The following is a 17,510-nucleotide window of genomic DNA, read 5'->3' as shown; positions in this document are numbered from 1 at the left end:
TTTTGATGGGTTAAATGTGATCTTAGTTCATAAAATAGAGGGGTGTTACCGAGAGAATAAAGCCCAGCGGATGAGAAGTATTCTCGCTGGGCTAGTCGATGTGATGTGCTGAACTTGTTCGTTGGTCTATTTCACCGTCGCCACGGTATCGCGCTCGACGATTTCTGGGTGCATTTCAAAAATACGTTTTTCATGCTCTTTGTCTTTAATACGTTCGAGCAAAATCTCAAATGCGTTTTTACCCACACGGCGCTTCGGCTGGTGAACCGTCGTTAGCGGTGGTGAAAAGTACTCGGCTAGCTCAATGTTGTCATAACCAATGACCGACATGTCTTCTGGAATACGAATGCCTTTTTGCTGTAAACGGCTCATCAAACCGAGCGCCATCGTATCGTTGAAACAGAATACTGCGGTTGGCTTTTCGTCCATGGCGACGATTTTGTCCGCGGCAAGCACGGCGGTATCGCACTCAAAGTTACCTTCTAAGATCCAATCTTCGTTGACGCTCAAACCCGACTCGTTCATTGCGCGCTTAAAGCCTTGGATGCGCTCTTGGCAGGCCGCTTTTTCAAAATGCCCACTCAAGCAAGCAATGCGCTTGTGGCCGTGATCAATCAGGTATTTTGTTGCGAGGTAGCCGCCTTCTTCCGAGTTGTCGATGATTTTATCGGCTTGTGAGCTTTCCGGGCCCCAATCCATCACCACCTTAGGGATGTCTTTATGACGGTCAAGCATTTCGCTCAACTCTTCGGTCAAATCTGAACACATCACTAAGATGCCATCGACGCGCTTTTCCGCCAGCATGCGAATGTAGTCACGTTGTTTCTCGTAGATGCCGCCAGTGTTACACAAGATCAAGGTGTAGCCTTGACGGTAGCAGTAGCTCTCAACCCCGTCGATCACTTCCGAGAAGAAAAGGTTGGTCGATTGAGTAACCAGCATGCCTATTGTGCGTGTCGAGTTACATTTCAGGCTGCGTGCAACGGCACTTGGGGCATAGTTCAACTCTTGAACCGCTTCCATCACTTTTTCTTGCGTGGCTTCAGCGACAAAGCGTGTTTTGTTGATCACATGGGATACAGTGGTGGTCGAGACACCCGCTAAGCGAGCGACGTCTTTAATCGTGGCCATATGGTTTTGTCCTGTCGATGACTGCCTACTATTCTATGAAAAGTTAAGTCTATAAAAGTAAAGTCTATACAAAGTTTAGAGTATGTAGACAGAAAGTATCAGAAACACAAAAACCGCCCTCAAAAAGCGGTTTGTATTTATTAGTTTTATCGTTTGCGGACCGGATTGTAGTCCGCAACGTCGATTTGGGCAAATAAAAAACCCGCCTTTGGGATCTCGCCACACCTTTTGTATGGGCTTAATCGCTATCGCCTTGCAGGTAGGCTTTATCCAATTGAATGAACGCGCACAATAGCGACGACAGCGCCGCATAGAAGCCGAATGTGTCGAGGCGCTGGCAGCGCTCGGCAAACCTCTCAATCCAAGGGAGTAGATGCTGCTCAATAAAATCGGCTTGCTCTTGGTAGGCGAGATGCGTGTCGCCTGCCGTCTGCTCTGCTGCATGAGCGCCGCGCACAATCAGGTTACCTAAAAAATCCAACTCTATCGCGAGATGATCAGAAGGTTCATTGAGCCCTGAATGCACGGCCACGCCATGTTGTTGGAGCAGAGTGTCCATCTGTTTGGCGGGCTCCCCATTGAGCAGTCCGGATTCATCTAAGTAGACAGAGGCGTAAGGCAACGCGCTGTCTCGGTCGGATTTTAAAAACAGGTCGCAATAGTCGGCTGATAGTTCCAACTGAGCATCTGGCCTGTCTTGCAATCGGTTCAATGCATCGATGAGCCTGTCTGCGGCTACGTTAAGCTCAGGGGTTTGTGCAAGTCCCGTCAGAAAGGTACGTGTGTCCACCGAATGATATTGGGCCAGCTCTTGCTCTGAGAGCTCTTTGGCAAACACGCTCGAAAACCACCAGTAGAGCTCGGCGCGTTGCTCATCAAAGGCGCGCTGCTCTTTTTCGGCGGGAGATAAAGGGTCGGAAATCTGGGCGTTAGGTGTCTCTGGCATGATGGGCTCTCAACTGAATCAGATGCCGTTAAGTCTAACGGATAAAAATGAACAGCGGTCAACCTGATTATGAGAAGAAATGGTCAAATATGGCAATTTGTGAACAGGGCAGCAAAGCTTGCTTTGCATCAATGAATCGCCAACTTTTCACCTCCCAAAGAGGACAAAGATGGAGTTGTGACTAATTATGAATAGAATAAAGCCATTGAATCAGTGTGTGAATAAGTGAGTAGAGCCGATGAGCTACCACATTTTGGTTGTTGAAGATGATGAAGTGACTCGCCGTAAATTGGCGGGCTACTTTCAAACCGAAGGGTATCAGGTGAGCCAAGCTGAGAATGGCGCGCAGATGCGCGACGTACTCAGTAGCAGTCGGGTCGATTTGGTGATGCTGGATATCAATCTGCCCAGCGAAGATGGCTTGATGCTGACGCGTGAGCTGCGCAGTCAATCGGACATCGGTATTATCTTGGTGACCGGGCGTACCGACAGCATTGATAAGATTGTTGGTCTAGAAATGGGCGCGGACGATTATGTCACTAAGCCATTTGAGCTTAGGGAACTGCTCGTCAGAGTCAAGAACCTCTTGTGGCGCATCGCACTGGCTGCGGGAGCGCAAAACGCGGGCAGCGATCAGCAAGACGGCGTGGTCCGCTTTGCTGAATGGACGTTCGATATTCAGCGCCGCGCTTTGAGCCGAGGGGATGAACCGGTCAAACTGACTAAAGCAGAGTATGAGCTTTTGGTGGCGCTCTCCTCTCACCCTAACCAAGTGCTCAGTCGGGAACGCATTCTTAATATGATCAGTCATCGTGTGGACGCACCCAATGATCGCACTATCGATGTCCTGATTCGACGCATGAGAGCGAAGATGGAGGCGGATCCAAAAAATCCGCAGATATTCGTCACCGTGCATGGCGAAGGCTACATGTTCGCCGGAGATTAACGTAGTTCGGCAATTAACGAGCGAAAATTGACGCAAAAGAAACGAAAAATCCAGGCATGCAGCCTGGATTTTTGTTTTAGGTCGAAGACGTTATCCGTCTACGCTGGCGGCCGGTTAAACGTCGCTCTGCGCAGCCTCCACCTCTAAGGCTTGCTCTTCATAATCGGACGCCCAGTCGCGGAGGTGTTGCCAAATGGTGCCCAGCGTTTCATGCCAGTAGCGCTCAGTTTGTTCGAGATATTTGCCCTTCGGCGCGTACTTCTCCCACGCTTGATCGATGTTTCTCTGCGCTAGGTAGTTGGTCGGCGCGGCGTAAGGTTTCAATCCTGCGGAGTGGAATTCATTCAGGGCACGGTTCATGTGACTGGCCGATGTGACCACCACCAACTTCTTGTTCTTAACGAACGCTGCCGCTTGGCGCGCTTCTTCCCAAGTATCTTTGGCGGTTTCGAGCAGAATGATGTCAGATTTAGAAACGCCAAGCGCCAGCGCTACTTTAGCCATCATGCGCGCATTGCTCACTTCAGAACCGGCGGCATAGCCTGAGAGAATCAGTTTAGAGCCCGGATAAATTCGCATCACACGAATCCCTTCGGTCAAACGCATTAGGCCGGCGCGACTCAGTTCTGAGGTGGGCGGAATATCGTCGTCCACAACATGGCCGCTGCCAAGCACCATCACATAATCAATCGATTCATCGACAGGAAAAAAGGCCGAGTATTGGCGCTCGATAGGCATGAGAAGACGTGATGAAACGGGCTGGAAGGCAACGAGAAAAATGCCAACAAACGAGAAGAGAACAACGAAACATCCTGTTTTTTGTTTTCGTGTGAACATGACGAGCATGAGTCCCACAAGGCCAATGATCAGCAGGGCTGGCAAAGGCATAAGTAAAGCCGAGACGACTTTTTTCAGCTCAAACATACTTAAATAGTCCGAAAAAACACCAGTTGATTATAATTTAAGAGAAAGCCTCTTTATTCCTGCCTTTCTTGTGACAGAATAGCAGCACGATTCAACATCATAACTCAAGCTGCTGTGACTGAAGACCGCAATTTCGACGATATTGCCCACAAATTTGCAAAAAATATATACGGCTCTGACAAAGGCGAGATTCGACAAGTCATTGTTTGGGAAGACCTTCAAACCATCCTCGCCTCGTTACCCGCCAGTGATTCACCACTCGACGTGCTCGATGCCGGGGGTGGGTTGGCACAAATGTCGCAAAACCTGGCGAAACTAGGCCATCGCATTACGTTATGTGATCTATCTTCTGAAATGCTGCAATTAGCTGAGCAGGATATTGCAAAAAATGGCTTGCTTGAGCAGTATCGCTTGATTCATTCGCCCGTTCAATCCATCGCTCAACACCAGCAGCAACCGGCGGATTTGGTGATGTTTCATGCCGTCATGGAGTGGTTGGCTGAGCCAAAGCCAGCGCTGCAAACGCTGTTAGAGCAGGTCAAACCGGGCGGTATCGCGTCGGTCATGTTCTACAACCATCATGGCCTCGTGTACAAAAATGTCGTGTGTGGCAACCTTCCGCATGTGTTAGAGGGAATGCCACACCGAAAGAGATTTAAGCTTCAGCCCCAAAAAGGGCTTAAGCCTGAAGATGTCTACCGTTGGATAGAGGAGTCGGGGTTTCACATTGAAGGGAAATCCGGCATTCGTTGTTTCAGTGACTACATTGGCGATCGCCAGTATATGGGCGACTACACCAGTGAGGATGTCTTGGCCCTAGAGAGGCAACTGTGCCGCCAAGAACCGTATGTGTCGCTCGGACGCTATATCCACGTTTGGGCAAGAAAGAATTAAAACAGGATAAACCATGAGTGAAATGACTCTGAATGCCGCTGAGCAACCGATTGATGAGTTGGTGGGTTGGGTCAAGCAGCATGATTTTTCATTGAACCTGACCAACGAACGCTTGGCCTTTTTGATCGCCATTGCCGTGTTGAGTAATGAAAGGTTTGATGAAGAGTTAGGTGAAGGGGAGTTGCATGATGCGTTCGCCATTGTCACTCGATTGTTTGCCGATTCGGGCGAAGCGTCGGCGTTTCGCGCCAACAACGCCATCAATGACATGGTCAAACAGCGCCTTGTCAGCCGCTTTACCAGCGAAATTACCGACGGTGCGAGTATCTATCGTCTCTCGCCGTTGGCCATCGGCATTACGGACTACTATGTTCGTCATCGCGAATTTTCCAAACTGAAACTCTCTATCCAACTGTCTATGGTGGCGGACGAAATGGCGAAAGCCATTGAAGCGGCACAAAAAGGCGGAACGGCGGGTCATTGGAAGAAAAACGTTTACGGCGTGCTGAAATACTCAGTCGGTGAAATTTTCGATCAGATTGATTTAAACCAGCGCGTGATGGATGAGCAGCAGCAGTCGGTCAAAACACAGATAGCTGAGCTACTTAACAAAGATTGGCGCGATGCGATCAATAACTGTGAATCCTTGCTGTCAGAAACCTCCAGCACACTGAAAGAGCTGCAAGACACCTTGCAAGCGGCGGGTGATGAGCTGCAAAGCCAAATCCTCGATATTCAAGAGTTGGTACATGGCGATGATGAGCTCGAGTTTATTGCCGAAACCCTGTTTGTGTTGCAGATGAAGCTCGACCGCATCACCAGTTGGGGTCAGCAAGCGATTGATCTCTGGATTGGTTACGATCGCCATGTGCACAAGTTCATCCGAACCGCCATCGACATGGACAAAAACCGCGCGTTTAGCTCGCGCCTACGTCAGTCGGTCAAAGACTACTTTGAGAACCCTTGGTACCTCACTTACGCCGATGCGGAGCGGTTGAGCGATTTACGTGATGAAGCCTTGGTGTTGCGTGATGATGAAGTGACCGGCCAGGTGCCACTCGATGTGGTCTACGAAGAATTTCAGCAAGTGAATGATGCGCTGTCTGAGCGCATTGGGGAGATGCTCCAAGTGCACAAAGCGCAGGGTCAGCCTATTGATTTAGGCCAAGTGCTGCGCGACTACCTCGCCGAGCACCCCTATACCCATCATTTTGATTTAGCCCGAATTGTTGTCGATCAAGCGGTGCGACTGGGTTACTCCGAGTCCGATTACCAAGCGATTCAGCCCGATTGGCAAGCGATCAACAATTATGGTGCAAAGGTACAAGCCAATGTCATCGACAGATACTAATGAATACATGCCAGAGAATCTGGTCAAAGCGATCTCTAATCCGCTGTTTCCGGCGCTAGACAGCATGCTGCGTGCCGGGCGTCACATCTCCAGCGAAGACCTCGACAACCACGCCTTGTTGTCGGATTTTGAAGTGGAGCTATCGAGTTTTTATCAGCGTTACAACACCGAACTGGTGAAAGCGCCTGAAGGCTTCTTTTATTTGCGTCCGCGTTCGACGTCGCTGATTAACCGCAGTGTCCTGTCTGAGCTCGATATGCTGGTGGGCAAAGTGTTGTGCTTTTTGTATTTGAGCCCAGAGCGTCTTGCTCACGAAGGCATCTTTACCAACCAAGAGTTGTACGATGAGCTTCTGTCACTGGCCGATGAGTCCAAATTGATGAAGCTCGTGACCAACCGAGCCAGCGGCTCTGATCTCGACAAAGAGAAACTGTTCGAGAAAGTGCGCACCTCGTTGCGCCGCCTGCGCCGTTTGGGCATGGTGATCAACATCGGTGAAACCGGAAAATTCAGCATCAGTGAAGCGGTGTTCCGTTTTGGTGCGGATGTTCGTGTCGGTGACGATATGCGTGAAGCGCAGCTACGCCTCATCCGTGATGGTGAAGCAGTGGTTCACACCAAAGAGCCGAGCCAAGGCGATCTTTTGCACAGCGATAACCTAGATGCGCCAGAAGGCGAAGAAGAACTGACACAAGCAGGTGAAGCATGATTGAACGCGGTAAATATCAATCACTGACAATGGTCAACTGGAATGGCTTTTTTGCCCGCACTTTTGACATTGATGATCTGGTGACCACCTTATCGGGAGGGAACGGAGCGGGCAAATCGACCACCATGGCGGCGTTTATCACCGCGTTGATCCCTGACCAAACCTTGCTTCACTTTAGAAACACCACCGAAGCTGGCAGTAGCCAATCTTCTCGCGACAAAGGTCTCTACGGTAAACTTCAGCCGGGTGCCTGTTACGCGGCGCTCGATGTGGTCAACTCGCGTAAGCAACGCCTACTGTTTGCCGTTAAGCTGCAACAGGTGGCGGGGCGTGACAAAAAGGTCGATATCAAACCCTTCGTCATTCAAGGCTTGCCAAGCCATGTCAAACCTACCGATGTACTGATTGAAACCGTCTCGGCGACCCAAGCGCGCGTACGTCAAGTCAACGAAGTCAAAGAGGCAGTGGTCCAATTTGAAGGGGTGCAATTTAAAACCTTCCCATCGATTGTTGATTATCACGCGCAGATGTTTGAATTTGGTGTGATCCCGAAAAAGCTACGTAACTCGGGCGATCGTTCTAAATTCTACCGCTTAATTGAAGCCTCACTGTATGGCGGTATTTCCAGCGCCATCACCCGTTCGCTACGTGACTACCTACTGCCACAAAACGGCGGAGTGAAGAAAGCCTTCCAAGATATGGAATCGGCGCTGCGTGAAAACCGCATGACGCTTGAAGCGATCAAAACTACTCAAGCGGACCGAGATCTATTCAAACACCTGATCACAGAGTCGACGAACTATGTCGCGGCGGATTATATGCGTCATGCCAACGACAGACGCAATAAACTCGATCAGACCTTGGCGCTGCGCAGCGAGTTGTTCAGCTCACGTGAAATGTTGATCGAACAAAACGCGTTGCTGACACGCGTGCAAGAAGAGCTTGAGCTGTTGGTGGAGTCTGAATCTGGGCTAGAGCAAGATTACCAAGCCGCATCCGACCACTTGCAACTGGTGCAAACTGCGCTGCGTCAACAAGAGAAAATTGCCCGCTACCAAGATGATCTGGAAGAGCTCAGTGAGCGTCTTGAAGAGCAGATGATGGTGGTGGAAGAAGCGAATGAACGAGTTCACATCGCGCAAGACCAAGCGCTGGTTTTTGAAGAAGAAGTCGATAGCTTAAAGAGTCAGTTGGCCGATTACCAACAAGCGTTGGATGTTCAGCAGACGCGCGCGTTGCAATATCAGCAAGCGGTGCAAGCGCTGGAAAAAGCCAAAACGTTACTGGGTGACAATAATCTGACCGCCGAGTCGGCGCAAAGCTTGGTGAGGAGCTTGAAAGCTGAGCAGGGCGAGCGCACCGACGCCTTACTCGCGATGAAGCACAAACTTGATATGTCGAGTGCGGCGGCCGAGCAGTTTGATAAAGCCTTTGCGCTGGTTGAGTCTGTCGTGGGCAAGGTAGCTCGCCAAGAGGCGTCAGAACGCGCTAAAGCGTTGATCAATCAAGCGCGCGATGCGCAGCAAACGCTGCAAAACGAAGCTCAACTGCGCGCCCAACATCGTGATGTTGAACGCAGCTTAACTCAGCAGCGTAGCGCCGCAGAGCAAGTGGCGAGCTATCAAAAGCAGCACAACGTCGCACTGGTTGATGAACTGACGTTTGAACAAGAGCGCGAACGCCACAGCGCGCTGATTGACTCTCTTGAACACAATCAAGAAGCATTGCGTGAGCAGCGCAGTGAGCAGCGCCGCAGTGAGCAAGATTACGCTGCGCAGATCACCCAGTTGGAAGCGCTCGCTCCGGCTTGGATTGCCGCGTCTGATGCGCTAGAAAACCTGCGTGAGCAAAGCGGTGCTGAGCTTGGCGATAGCCAGTCGGTGATGGCGCACATGCAGCAAGTGTTGGAGCAAGAGAAGCTGCAATCTCTGGCGAAAGAGAAACTGGCAGAGCGCCGCGCGACACTCGATAGCGATATTGAGCGCCTCGCTTCACCGGGTGGCTCGAACGATCCGCGCCTTAAAGGATTGGCGGATACACTGGGTGGTGTGTTGCTGTCTGAAATCTACGATGACATCACTATAGACGATGCGCCGTATTTCAGCGCCATGTATGGCCCTGCTCGTCATGCGATTGTGGTATCGGATTTGTCTGGCATCGAGCAAAAGTTGGTTGAGCTGGACGACTGCCCAGAGGATCTCTACATCATTGAAGGCGATATTGATGCCTTTGATGACAGCAGCTTTGATGCGCAAGAATTAGAAGGCGCCGTCTGCGTGCGCATGAATGAGCGCCAAATGCGTTACTCGCGATTCCCTCAGATCCCACTGTTTGGGCGTGCGGCGCGTGAACAGCGTCTTGAGCTTTTGCGCAGTGAACGTGATGAGGTCATCGAAGCGCACGCCAAAGCGGCGTTTGATTCGCAAAAATTGCAGCGCCTTTACCAAGCATTCAACCGTTTTGTTGCTGAGCACATTCAGGTCGCTTTTGATGACGATCCTGAGCAAAGCTTGCAAGTCGCGCGTGAGAAACGCACTCAAGTGCAGCGCATCTTAGCCGAGTTAGATGGGCAAGAGGCGACTTTGCGCGGTCAACTGCAAGCGAGCAAACAGGCGCTCAGCGCACTGGATAAATTAGCGCCCATGATGTCGCTGGTGGAAGACGATACCTTGGCTGAGCGTTTTGCCGAGCTTGACGCGCAGATGAGCGCCTTGAGCGAAGCGAAAGCCTTTATCAACCAGCATGGTAAAGCGATTGAGCAGCTAACGCCAATCGCCTCCGCGCTTGAGGCTGACCCACAGCAGTTTGAAACGTTAGAGACGAACTATCGTCAAGCCGATGAGGCACTGCAGCAGATCAAAGCACAAATTTTTGCGCTCTCTGATCTTATTGAACGTCGCCACTACTTCGCTTACTCCGACTCTATCGATATGTTGGGTAAGAGCAGCGAGCTCAGTGAGCAGTTGAAGGCCAAGTTGGCACAAGCGGAAGTCAACCGTGGCCGAGCGCGCGAAGAGCTTAAGCTTGCGCAAGACCAACTGAATCAATACAACCAAGTGCTCGCCTCTTTGAAAAGCTCTCACCAAGCCAAAATGGAAACGGTGCAAGAGTTTAAGCAAGAGCTGCAAGAGTATGGTGTCAATGCCGATGAAGGCGCGATGGAACGTGCTGAGCGCCGCCGTGATGAGCTGCATGAGCGTTTGCACAGCGCGCGAGCACGTAAGAGCGAGTATGAGCGCACCATCACCTCGACAGAGCTTGAGATGAAAGGGCTGGCTAAGCGTCTGAAGAAAGTACAAAAAGAGTACACGGATCTGCGCACGTTCGTTGTGGCAGCAAAAGCGGGTTGGTGCTCGGTACTTCGATTGGCGCGTGAAAATGATGTCGAGCGACGCCTGCACAAGCGTGAGCTTGCCTACCTCTCTGCGGATGAATTGCGTTCGATGTCGGACAAATCATTGGGCGCGCTACGCCTTGCGGTGGCCGACAACGAAGATCTGCGAGATGCGCTGCGCCTTTCGGAAGACAACGCTCGCCCAGAGCGAAAAGTCTTGTTCTACATTGCGGTCTACCAGCATCTGCGCGAGCGCATTCGCCAAGACATCATTCGCACCGATGATCCTGTGGAAGCGATCGAAGAGATGGAAGTGGAACTGGCGCGTTTGACCGAAGAGTTGACCCAGCGTGAAAACCGTTTGGCGATCAGCTCTGAATCCGTTGCAAGCATCATCAAAAAGACGATTCAGCGCGAGCAAAATCGCATTCGCATGCTCAACCAAGGTCTCTCGAACATCTCGTTTGGTCAGGTGAAAGGGGTGCGTCTGAACGTTAAGATTCGTGAAAGTCATGAGGTGCTGTTAAACGGCCTAGCGACCGGTCAAGAGCAGCACAAAGACCTGTTTGAGTCGATGCGTTACACCTTCTCAGAGGCGATGGCAAAATTGTTCCAACGTGTGAACCCGCACATCGATATGGGCCAACGTTCACCGCAAGTGCTGGGTGAAGAGCTGCTCGACTACCGTAACTACCTTGAGCTGAGCGTCGAAGTGAACCGTGGCTCAGACGGTTGGCTGCAAGCGGAATCGGGCGCGCTTTCTACTGGTGAAGCGATCGGTACCGGCCAATCGATTCTTTTGATGGTGGTACAGAGCTGGGAAGAGGAGTCTCGCCGCTTACGCAGTAAAGACATTGTGCCGTGTCGTTTGTTGTTCCTCGATGAGGCGGCTCGATTGGATGCCAAATCGATTTCAACCCTGTTCGAGCTGTGTGACCGCCTCGATATGCAGCTGTTGATCGCGGCGCCTGAGAACATCAGTCCAGAAAAAGGCACCACGTACAAGCTGGTTCGTAAAGTCTTCAAAGACCACGAACATGTACATGTGGTGGGCCTAAGGGGCTTTGGTCAAGGCGAAAAGCCTAAGAGTGAAGCTGCTCAACTCATCGAAGAGTTTTAACGTCAACGCCCACCTTTTGGTGGGCGTTGTTTTATGTGTGTGGATGGACGTATTTGTTTAACGGACTTATTGCTTTAACGGACTTATATGTCGAAACGTCGCGTACTCTGCATTCGCTAATGCTCACCAAGATGGGGCTCCGCATGGGCCGATTTGCGATAGTGACTTGGCGAATCGCCACTCCACTTACGAAACGCGTGACGAAAGTTGGCACTGTCTGAGTAGCCGACGCGCTCTGAAATCTCATCAATGCTCAATTGCGTCGAGCAGAGGTAATGGCGTGAAAGGTGGAAGCGGACGTGATCCAAAATCTGTTGGTAGCTGGTCTGCTCTTGAGTCAGTTTTCGTCTCAGAGTGCGTGAAGACATCCCCAGTTGCTGCGCCACGACTTCAATCGATGGGTAGTGCCCCGGCTGCTCGATTAAGCGTTGAGTAATCCGATCTTTTAAGCTAGTACTGGTACCACTCAGTTTTGCCAGCATCTCATCACACGTTTTTAAGCACTGTTGCAAGGTCATCTTGTTGGCGGTGGGCAAGGGTTGATTGACCACATCCGTAGAAAATTGCCACTCCAGCTGTTTGGATTGAAACTTCACCGGGCAGCGAAATACCTCTTGATACAATGATGCGTAGTGGGGCGCGGGGTAAGGAAAATGCAATTGGTGTGAGGGGAAGGGATGTTGCATCACCTCTTCACACAAAGATTGAATTGCCGAAAACCAGTATTCGCAGCAAAAGGGCATCAAGGTGTCGAGATCAATTAACTCTTCCGCGCGGATATACCCTAAATCCTTATCGATGAGGAGCTGCTTGCGCAGCACTGGCCCCGCCAATCTCAGGTATTTGAATCCCATCGTCATCGCTTCAAGCAAGGTGCTGGAGCTAAACACCGCGTAACCCAACACGCCAAAATCGCTGAACCTGGCTTGTTGGCCCACCTTAAGGCCAAGTCCGGGCTCGTCTGCACAGAGTAGGGCATTGCTGAAAATATGCAGCTTCTGGGCGAGGGTGACTTGCGTGTCGGGTTGATAGAGCTTTTCGACACTGACACCACTGCCATCCAGCAGGTCTGTGAGCGGCACTCGCTGACCGAGATAGCGCACCAACAACTGCACGTCCAGCAGACCGCATGCGTTACTATCAGGCTCATAAACCGCTAAATGTTGCATTGTGTGACCGCTCCAGTATGAGAGTAAGATAACGGATATTGGCGTTGAGTATAGCCAAGATGGGGCTGTGATGTTGTCAGCAGTCTCGCAGTTTTGTCCGAAATTCACCGTTTTTTGTCTGTTTGCCACCTAGGTGGCATGTTAACAAAATGTTGTAATACTTGTGTCAGTACCACGAGAATCGATTATGAATGCATTAGTACACCCTCAAACACCTCATGATGTTATTTCACCCTCAGACCAAGATCTGCAGCAATGGTTTGATGCGTTGAGCACGGCCTATCGCAACGAACCCATGCCGTCACTGGATGTGCGTAAGCAGCGTTTAGTGGCGTTGAAAACTCAGTTGCGCCGCTATCAAGATAGATTAGCTCAGGCGATGAGTGATGATTTTGGTGGGCGCAGTGAGACCGAATCTAAGATGGCGGATGTGTTGGCACCGATATTGGACATCAACCATGTTCTTCGTCACTTGAAAGGTTGGATGAAAGCCAAGCGTCGCCCGACGGAGTGGCTATTTAAAGGCAACAAATTGCAAGTACGCTACCAACCGAAAGGGGTGGTGGGCATCATTTGTCCGTGGAACTTTCCGGTTTATCTCTCTATTGGGCCTATGATCACCGCATTGGCTGCGGGTAATCGCTGCATGATTAAAATGCCGCCCAACTGTCCCAATACCACCCGTGTATTGAGCCAAATGTTGGCGGAAATTTACTCAAACGATCTGGTGCGCATTGTCCCCGGCGATCACCCGCAAGCGATGGACATATCGCATCTGCCGTTCAATCACTTGGTGTTCACCGGATCGCCGAGCAGCGGCAAGATCATTATGGCCAATGCTGCGGCCAATTTAACGCCGGTCACATTGGAGCTCGGCGGTAAGTCTCCCGCTATTGTGGCGCCGGATTATGACGTCACCAAAGCGGCGAAGCGTTTGGCGCACGGCAAAGGCTTTAACTCAGGGCAAATTTGTATCGCGCCCGATTATGCGTTTGTCCATGAGAGCAAGCTAGAGGCGTTTGTCGATGCGCTGCGTGATGCCCATGTGGCTATGTATCAGCAAATCAGTGGCAATGCGGATTACACCTCTTTGGTGGATGAGCCACAACATCAACGCTTCCATGCGTTGCTCGAGGACGCGAAGCAAAAAGGCGCCAACATCATTCAATGTTTGCCTGAAGGGGAAGGACGCAAGACACCGCTTTATATTGCCACGAATCTCAGCAGCGATATGCGTATTTGCCAGGAAGAGATCTTTGGCCCACTGCTTCCGGTGCACAGCTACAAAAACATCGAGCAGGTGGTGGAGTACATCAACAATCGACCTAGACCGCTGGCTTGCTATTTGTTTACCCACAGTGGCTCGCTGCGCGATGACATTCTCCGCCAAACACACAGTGGCGGCGTCACCGTGAACGATTGGGGTTGGCATGTCCTCAACCACTCGGTCCCGTTTGGCGGCATAGGCAATTCAGGTATCGGTAACTACCACGGCGAAGAAGGATTTCGCGAGCTCAGCCACGCGCGTAGCGTACTGCAAATGCGCGAGTGGTTCCCTATTTCGTTGTTTTCACCTCCCTACGGCACTTGGGTGCAGAAGCTCGTGGTGAAGCTATTTGTCGGCAAATCCGACCCAACGGTTTAAATCGACCCTCTCCCCGAGAAGGGGAATACCCTACACACAATAACAAACTTACGGGCCGCATCGTCTTGATGCGGCTAAGATAAGGAGATCCCGCATGCACAACTTGGCTGTCAATCTGGAGCGTAATGCCGCGCTCTTTGCGTCTCACCCCGCGCTCAAACTGGCGAACAACGTTATCACCTATCAGCAGCTCGACATCATGGCGGGTAAGGTGGCGCGTCACTTGGCTGATCTTGGTCTCGAGCCGGGGGATAAAGTCGCGCTATCGTGCCCCAATATTCACTACTTTCCGGTGGCCTATTACGGCATTTTAAAAGCTGGGTGCGTTGTGGTACCGATGAATGTGCTCTTTAAAGCGCGCGAAATTGCTTACCACCTTAATGATTCAGAGGCCAAAGCGTATCTCTGTTTTGATGGCAATGAAGCGCTGCCGATGGGCCAATACGGCCGAGACGGTTTTCATGCCGCACAAGGCTGTCAGCACTATATCGCCATGCCACAAGGCAAAGTGGGCGAGCATTCGTTGGAAGCGTGGTTGGCATCGGACGTCGAGCCGCTAGAGTCGATTGTTCGTCAAGGCGATGACAGTGCGGTGATTCTCTACACCTCAGGTACGACAGGGCAGCCTAAAGGGGCAGAGCTGTCACACACCAACATGCTCACCAATGCGATGGCATCACAAAACTTGATGCGCTTGCAACGTGATGACACCACCATCGCCACCTTGCCGCTCTTCCACAGTTTTGGTCAGACGGTGATGATGAACGCCACCTTGATGATTGGTGGTTGTATGGTGCTGGTGCCTCGCTTTGATCCTAAGCAGGTCATTGAAGACATTATTAGCCACAAAGTCAGCGTGTTTGCTGGTGTGCCTACCATGTACATTGCGCTGCTCAGCGCTGGGCAAGCGGATACCGAAGTGGCGCACAAACTTAAAGAGAGTTTGCGCCTTGGCGTGTCTGGCGGTGCTTCACTGCCGGTTGAAGTGCTGCGCCAGTTTGAGGCGCTGTTTGAAGTGCCTATCCTTGAAGGTTATGGCCTCTCCGAAACCGCACCAGTGGCGACGTTCAACCACATTGACGGTGAGCGCCTGCCGGGCAGTGTCGGTCAGCCACTGTGTGGCCACATGGTGAAAGTGATCGATTTAGAGGGCAATCGCGTGCCGTGTGGAGAACTGGGTGAAATCTGCGTGAAAAGCCCGAGTGTGATGAAAGGTTACTACCGCCGCGAAGAAGCCACCGCAGAAGTGATTCAAGATGGCTGGTTTAAAACCGGGGATATTGGCCGTTTAGACGAGCAGCAAAACCTCTTTATCGTCGATCGAGTGAAAGACATGATCATTCGCGGTGGATACAACGTCTACCCACGTGAAATTGAAGAAGTGATGATGTGCCACCCCGCGATTGAGATGGTGGCAGTAGTGGGTGAGCCTGATGAGCGTTTGGGTGAAGAGATCCACGCTCACGTGACGTTAAAACATGACAGTGATCTTGACGCGGACACCCTGGTTCAGTGGTGCCGTGAGCAGTTGGCAGAGTACAAATACCCGCGCCGCATATTTGTTCGTCAATCTTTGCCGATGACAGCGACGGGTAAAATTCTCAAACGGGAGCTGCATCCTTGTGATGCCGAGGAGGCGTGATAATGGAATACGATTTTATTGTGGTCGGCGGCGGCTCGGCGGGCTGCGTGATGGCGTCACGTTTGAGTGAAGACCCTAGTATCAGCGTGTGCTTAATTGAGGCTGGCGGTAAAGATAGCAGCGCGGTGATCCACACGCCGGTAGGCGCGGTGGCGATGATGCCGACCAAAATCAATAACTGGGCGTTTGAGACAGTGCCTCAGCCTGGTCTAAATGGTCGCAAAGGCTATCAGCCACGTGGAAAAACGCTCGGTGGTTCAAGCTCCATCAACGCCATGATGTACGCACGCGGCCATCGCTATGATTACGACCTTTGGGCAAGCCTAGGCAATCCCGGCTGGAGCTACAACGAGTGCTTGCCGTACTTTAAAAAGGCAGAGCATAATGAGCAGCATGTCGACGCGTATCATGGACAAGGTGGACCGCTTAACGTCAGCAACTTGCGTTCACCGAGTCCGCTACTAGAGCGTTTTCTTGATGGGTGTGAATCCATCGGGGTGCCAAGAAATCATGACATCAATGGTGCAGAGCAGTTTGGCGCTATGGTCACCCAAGTGACGCAAAAAAACGGTGAACGCTGCAGCGCGGCAAAAGGGTATCTCACGCCGAACTTACATCGCTCAAATCTCACCGTGATTACCCGAGCCACGACCCGAAAAGTGCTGCTTGAAGAGAAGTGTGCGGTGGGTGTGGAGTACCAGCATAAGGGTAAGGTGTACCAAATTCGAGCACGTAAAGAGGTGATTTTGAGCGCCGGAGCCTTTGGCTCGCCGCAAATTATGCTGTTGTCGGGAATAGGCGCCAAGAGCGATGTTGAACCGCACGGGCTGACTCACCACCACCATCTACCCGGCGTGGGAGAAAACTTGCAAGATCACATCGACCTTGTCCATAGCTATAAAACCAGCGCCAAGAAAGAGACCTTTGGTGTGTCGCTCTCTATGGCGGCTGAGATGAGCAAGGCGCTGCCTGAGTGGATGTCTGAGCGCAAAGGTAAGCTTAGCAGCAACTTTGCCGAAGGAATTGCGTTCGCGTACTCCGAACCTGAGCTCGATGTGCCGGACCTTGAGTTTGTGTTTGTGGTCGCGGTGGTCGATGACCACGCAAGAAAAATCCACACCAGTCACGGTTTCAGTTGCCATGTCACTGTGCTAAGGCCGAAAAGCCGTGGCACCGTTAAGCTGGCGAGCGCTGACCCGACTCAAGCCCCATTAATTGATCCGCAATTTTTTGCTGACCCAGACGATATGGAAGTGATGAAGCGTGGCTGGAAGTTGCAGCATCGCATGCTAAACAGCCGTTCGTTTGACGAGGTGAGGGGGGAGAACTTTTATCCGGTCGATATCACCGATGATGCGCAAATCGAACAAGACATTCGCAATCGCGCCGATACCCAGTATCACCCAGTCGGTACTTGTAAAATGGGGCCCAGCAGCGATGAGTATGCGGTAGTGGACGCCGACCTCAAGGTACAAGGCTTAGAAGGGCTGCGGGTGGTGGATGCGTCGGTGATGCCGACCTTGGTGGGCGCGAATACCAATGCCCCGACCATCATGATTGCCGAGCAAGCTGCGGATAAAATTCAGCGTCAATATGGCCTGCAGTCTACCCCTGACGTGCGCGCCGCGAGCTAATGTGACACCCGAGGTCGACAAGAAACAAAAGACCAGAAACAAAAATAGCCGCTAAGCGGCTATTT

The 17,510-nt window shown here is 51.6% G+C and carries 12 protein-coding genes; 8 read left to right on the top strand and 4 right to left on the bottom strand.

Annotation, left to right across the window (positions count from 1 at the left end; genetic code table 11):
* Positions 1 to 126 precede the first annotated feature (126 nt).
* The gene (gene purR / locus AC6R0S_RS00745) at positions 127 to 1,131 is read right to left on the bottom strand and encodes an HTH-type transcriptional repressor PurR (protein WP_500629083.1); all 1,005 of its coding nucleotides are present in this window, start codon (positions 1,129 to 1,131) and stop codon (positions 127 to 129) included.
* 238 nt (positions 1,132 to 1,369) lie between these two features.
* Positions 1,370 to 2,077 (bottom strand): molecular chaperone TorD, encoded by a 708-nt coding sequence (gene torD, locus AC6R0S_RS00740; protein ID WP_500634152.1) that lies wholly within the window; start codon positions 2,075 to 2,077, stop codon positions 1,370 to 1,372.
* Positions 2,078 to 2,315: 238 nt separating this feature from the next.
* On the opposite strand from torD, the gene torR reads away from it, so the two are divergent.
* A complete protein-coding gene (gene torR / locus AC6R0S_RS00735) occupies positions 2,316 to 3,023 on the top strand; it encodes a two-component system response regulator TorR (RefSeq protein WP_500637011.1) in 708 nt (235 codons plus the stop codon).
* 114 nt (positions 3,024 to 3,137) lie between these two features.
* Here the strand turns inward: torR and elyC are convergent, their stop codons facing one another.
* Positions 3,138 to 3,947 carry an envelope biogenesis factor ElyC gene (gene elyC / locus AC6R0S_RS00730; protein WP_334551018.1) on the bottom strand — a complete coding sequence of 270 codons (810 nt, stop codon included), beginning with the start codon at positions 3,945 to 3,947 and terminating at the stop codon, positions 3,138 to 3,140.
* A 96-nt stretch (positions 3,948 to 4,043) separates the two neighbouring features.
* Between elyC and cmoM the strand changes: the two genes are divergently transcribed.
* From cmoM to mukB, 4 genes are read left to right on the top strand one after another with little or no spacing between them, the layout of a single operon-like run.
* Complete coding sequence (gene cmoM / locus AC6R0S_RS00725; RefSeq protein WP_500637021.1) at positions 4,044 to 4,841, top strand: tRNA uridine 5-oxyacetic acid(34) methyltransferase CmoM; 798 nt, start codon at positions 4,044 to 4,046, stop codon at positions 4,839 to 4,841.
* Positions 4,842 to 4,854: 13 nt separating this feature from the next.
* The gene (gene mukF / locus AC6R0S_RS00720; protein WP_500637010.1) at positions 4,855 to 6,192 is read left to right on the top strand and encodes a chromosome partition protein MukF; all 1,338 of its coding nucleotides are present in this window, start codon (positions 4,855 to 4,857) and stop codon (positions 6,190 to 6,192) included.
* Positions 6,173 to 6,901, top strand: coding sequence for a chromosome partition protein MukE (gene mukE, locus AC6R0S_RS00715; RefSeq protein ID WP_334551013.1), 729 nt, complete (start codon positions 6,173 to 6,175; stop codon positions 6,899 to 6,901). The genes mukF and mukE overlap by 20 nt, the downstream gene beginning before the upstream one ends.
* Positions 6,898 to 11,355, top strand: a complete 4,458-nt coding sequence (mukB, locus tag AC6R0S_RS00710; protein ID WP_500637009.1) for a chromosome partition protein MukB — start codon at positions 6,898 to 6,900, stop codon at positions 11,353 to 11,355. Before mukE ends, mukB begins: the two co-directional genes overlap by 4 nt.
* 116 nt (positions 11,356 to 11,471) lie before the next feature.
* On the opposite strand, the gene AC6R0S_RS00705 is transcribed toward mukB, so the two are convergent.
* Entirely contained in the window at positions 11,472 to 12,524 is a 1,053-nt protein-coding gene (locus AC6R0S_RS00705) for an AraC family transcriptional regulator (protein ID WP_500634150.1), read from the bottom strand.
* A gap of 187 nt (positions 12,525 to 12,711) precedes the next feature.
* Here AC6R0S_RS00705 and AC6R0S_RS00700 point away from each other — a divergent pair, with 187 nt between their 5' ends.
* The 3 genes from AC6R0S_RS00700 to AC6R0S_RS00690 all read left to right on the top strand — a co-directional run bounded on the left by AC6R0S_RS00700 (position 12,712) and on the right by AC6R0S_RS00690 (position 17,445).
* Complete coding sequence (locus AC6R0S_RS00700) at positions 12,712 to 14,169, top strand: coniferyl aldehyde dehydrogenase (RefSeq protein WP_500634149.1); 1,458 nt, start codon at positions 12,712 to 12,714, stop codon at positions 14,167 to 14,169.
* A 94-nt stretch (positions 14,170 to 14,263) separates the two neighbouring features.
* Entirely contained in the window at positions 14,264 to 15,811 is a 1,548-nt protein-coding gene (locus AC6R0S_RS00695; protein WP_500634148.1) for a long-chain-fatty-acid--CoA ligase, read from the top strand.
* Positions 15,811 to 17,445, top strand: a complete 1,635-nt coding sequence (locus tag AC6R0S_RS00690; protein ID WP_500637020.1) for a GMC family oxidoreductase — start codon at positions 15,811 to 15,813, stop codon at positions 17,443 to 17,445. The genes AC6R0S_RS00695 and AC6R0S_RS00690 overlap by 1 nt, the downstream gene beginning before the upstream one ends.
* Positions 17,446 to 17,510 lie beyond the last annotated feature (65 nt).

The organism is Vibrio sp. R15-SG3-ISO1B (assembly GCF_059833835.1).
This window is presented reverse-complemented; position numbering and strand designations above follow the sequence as displayed.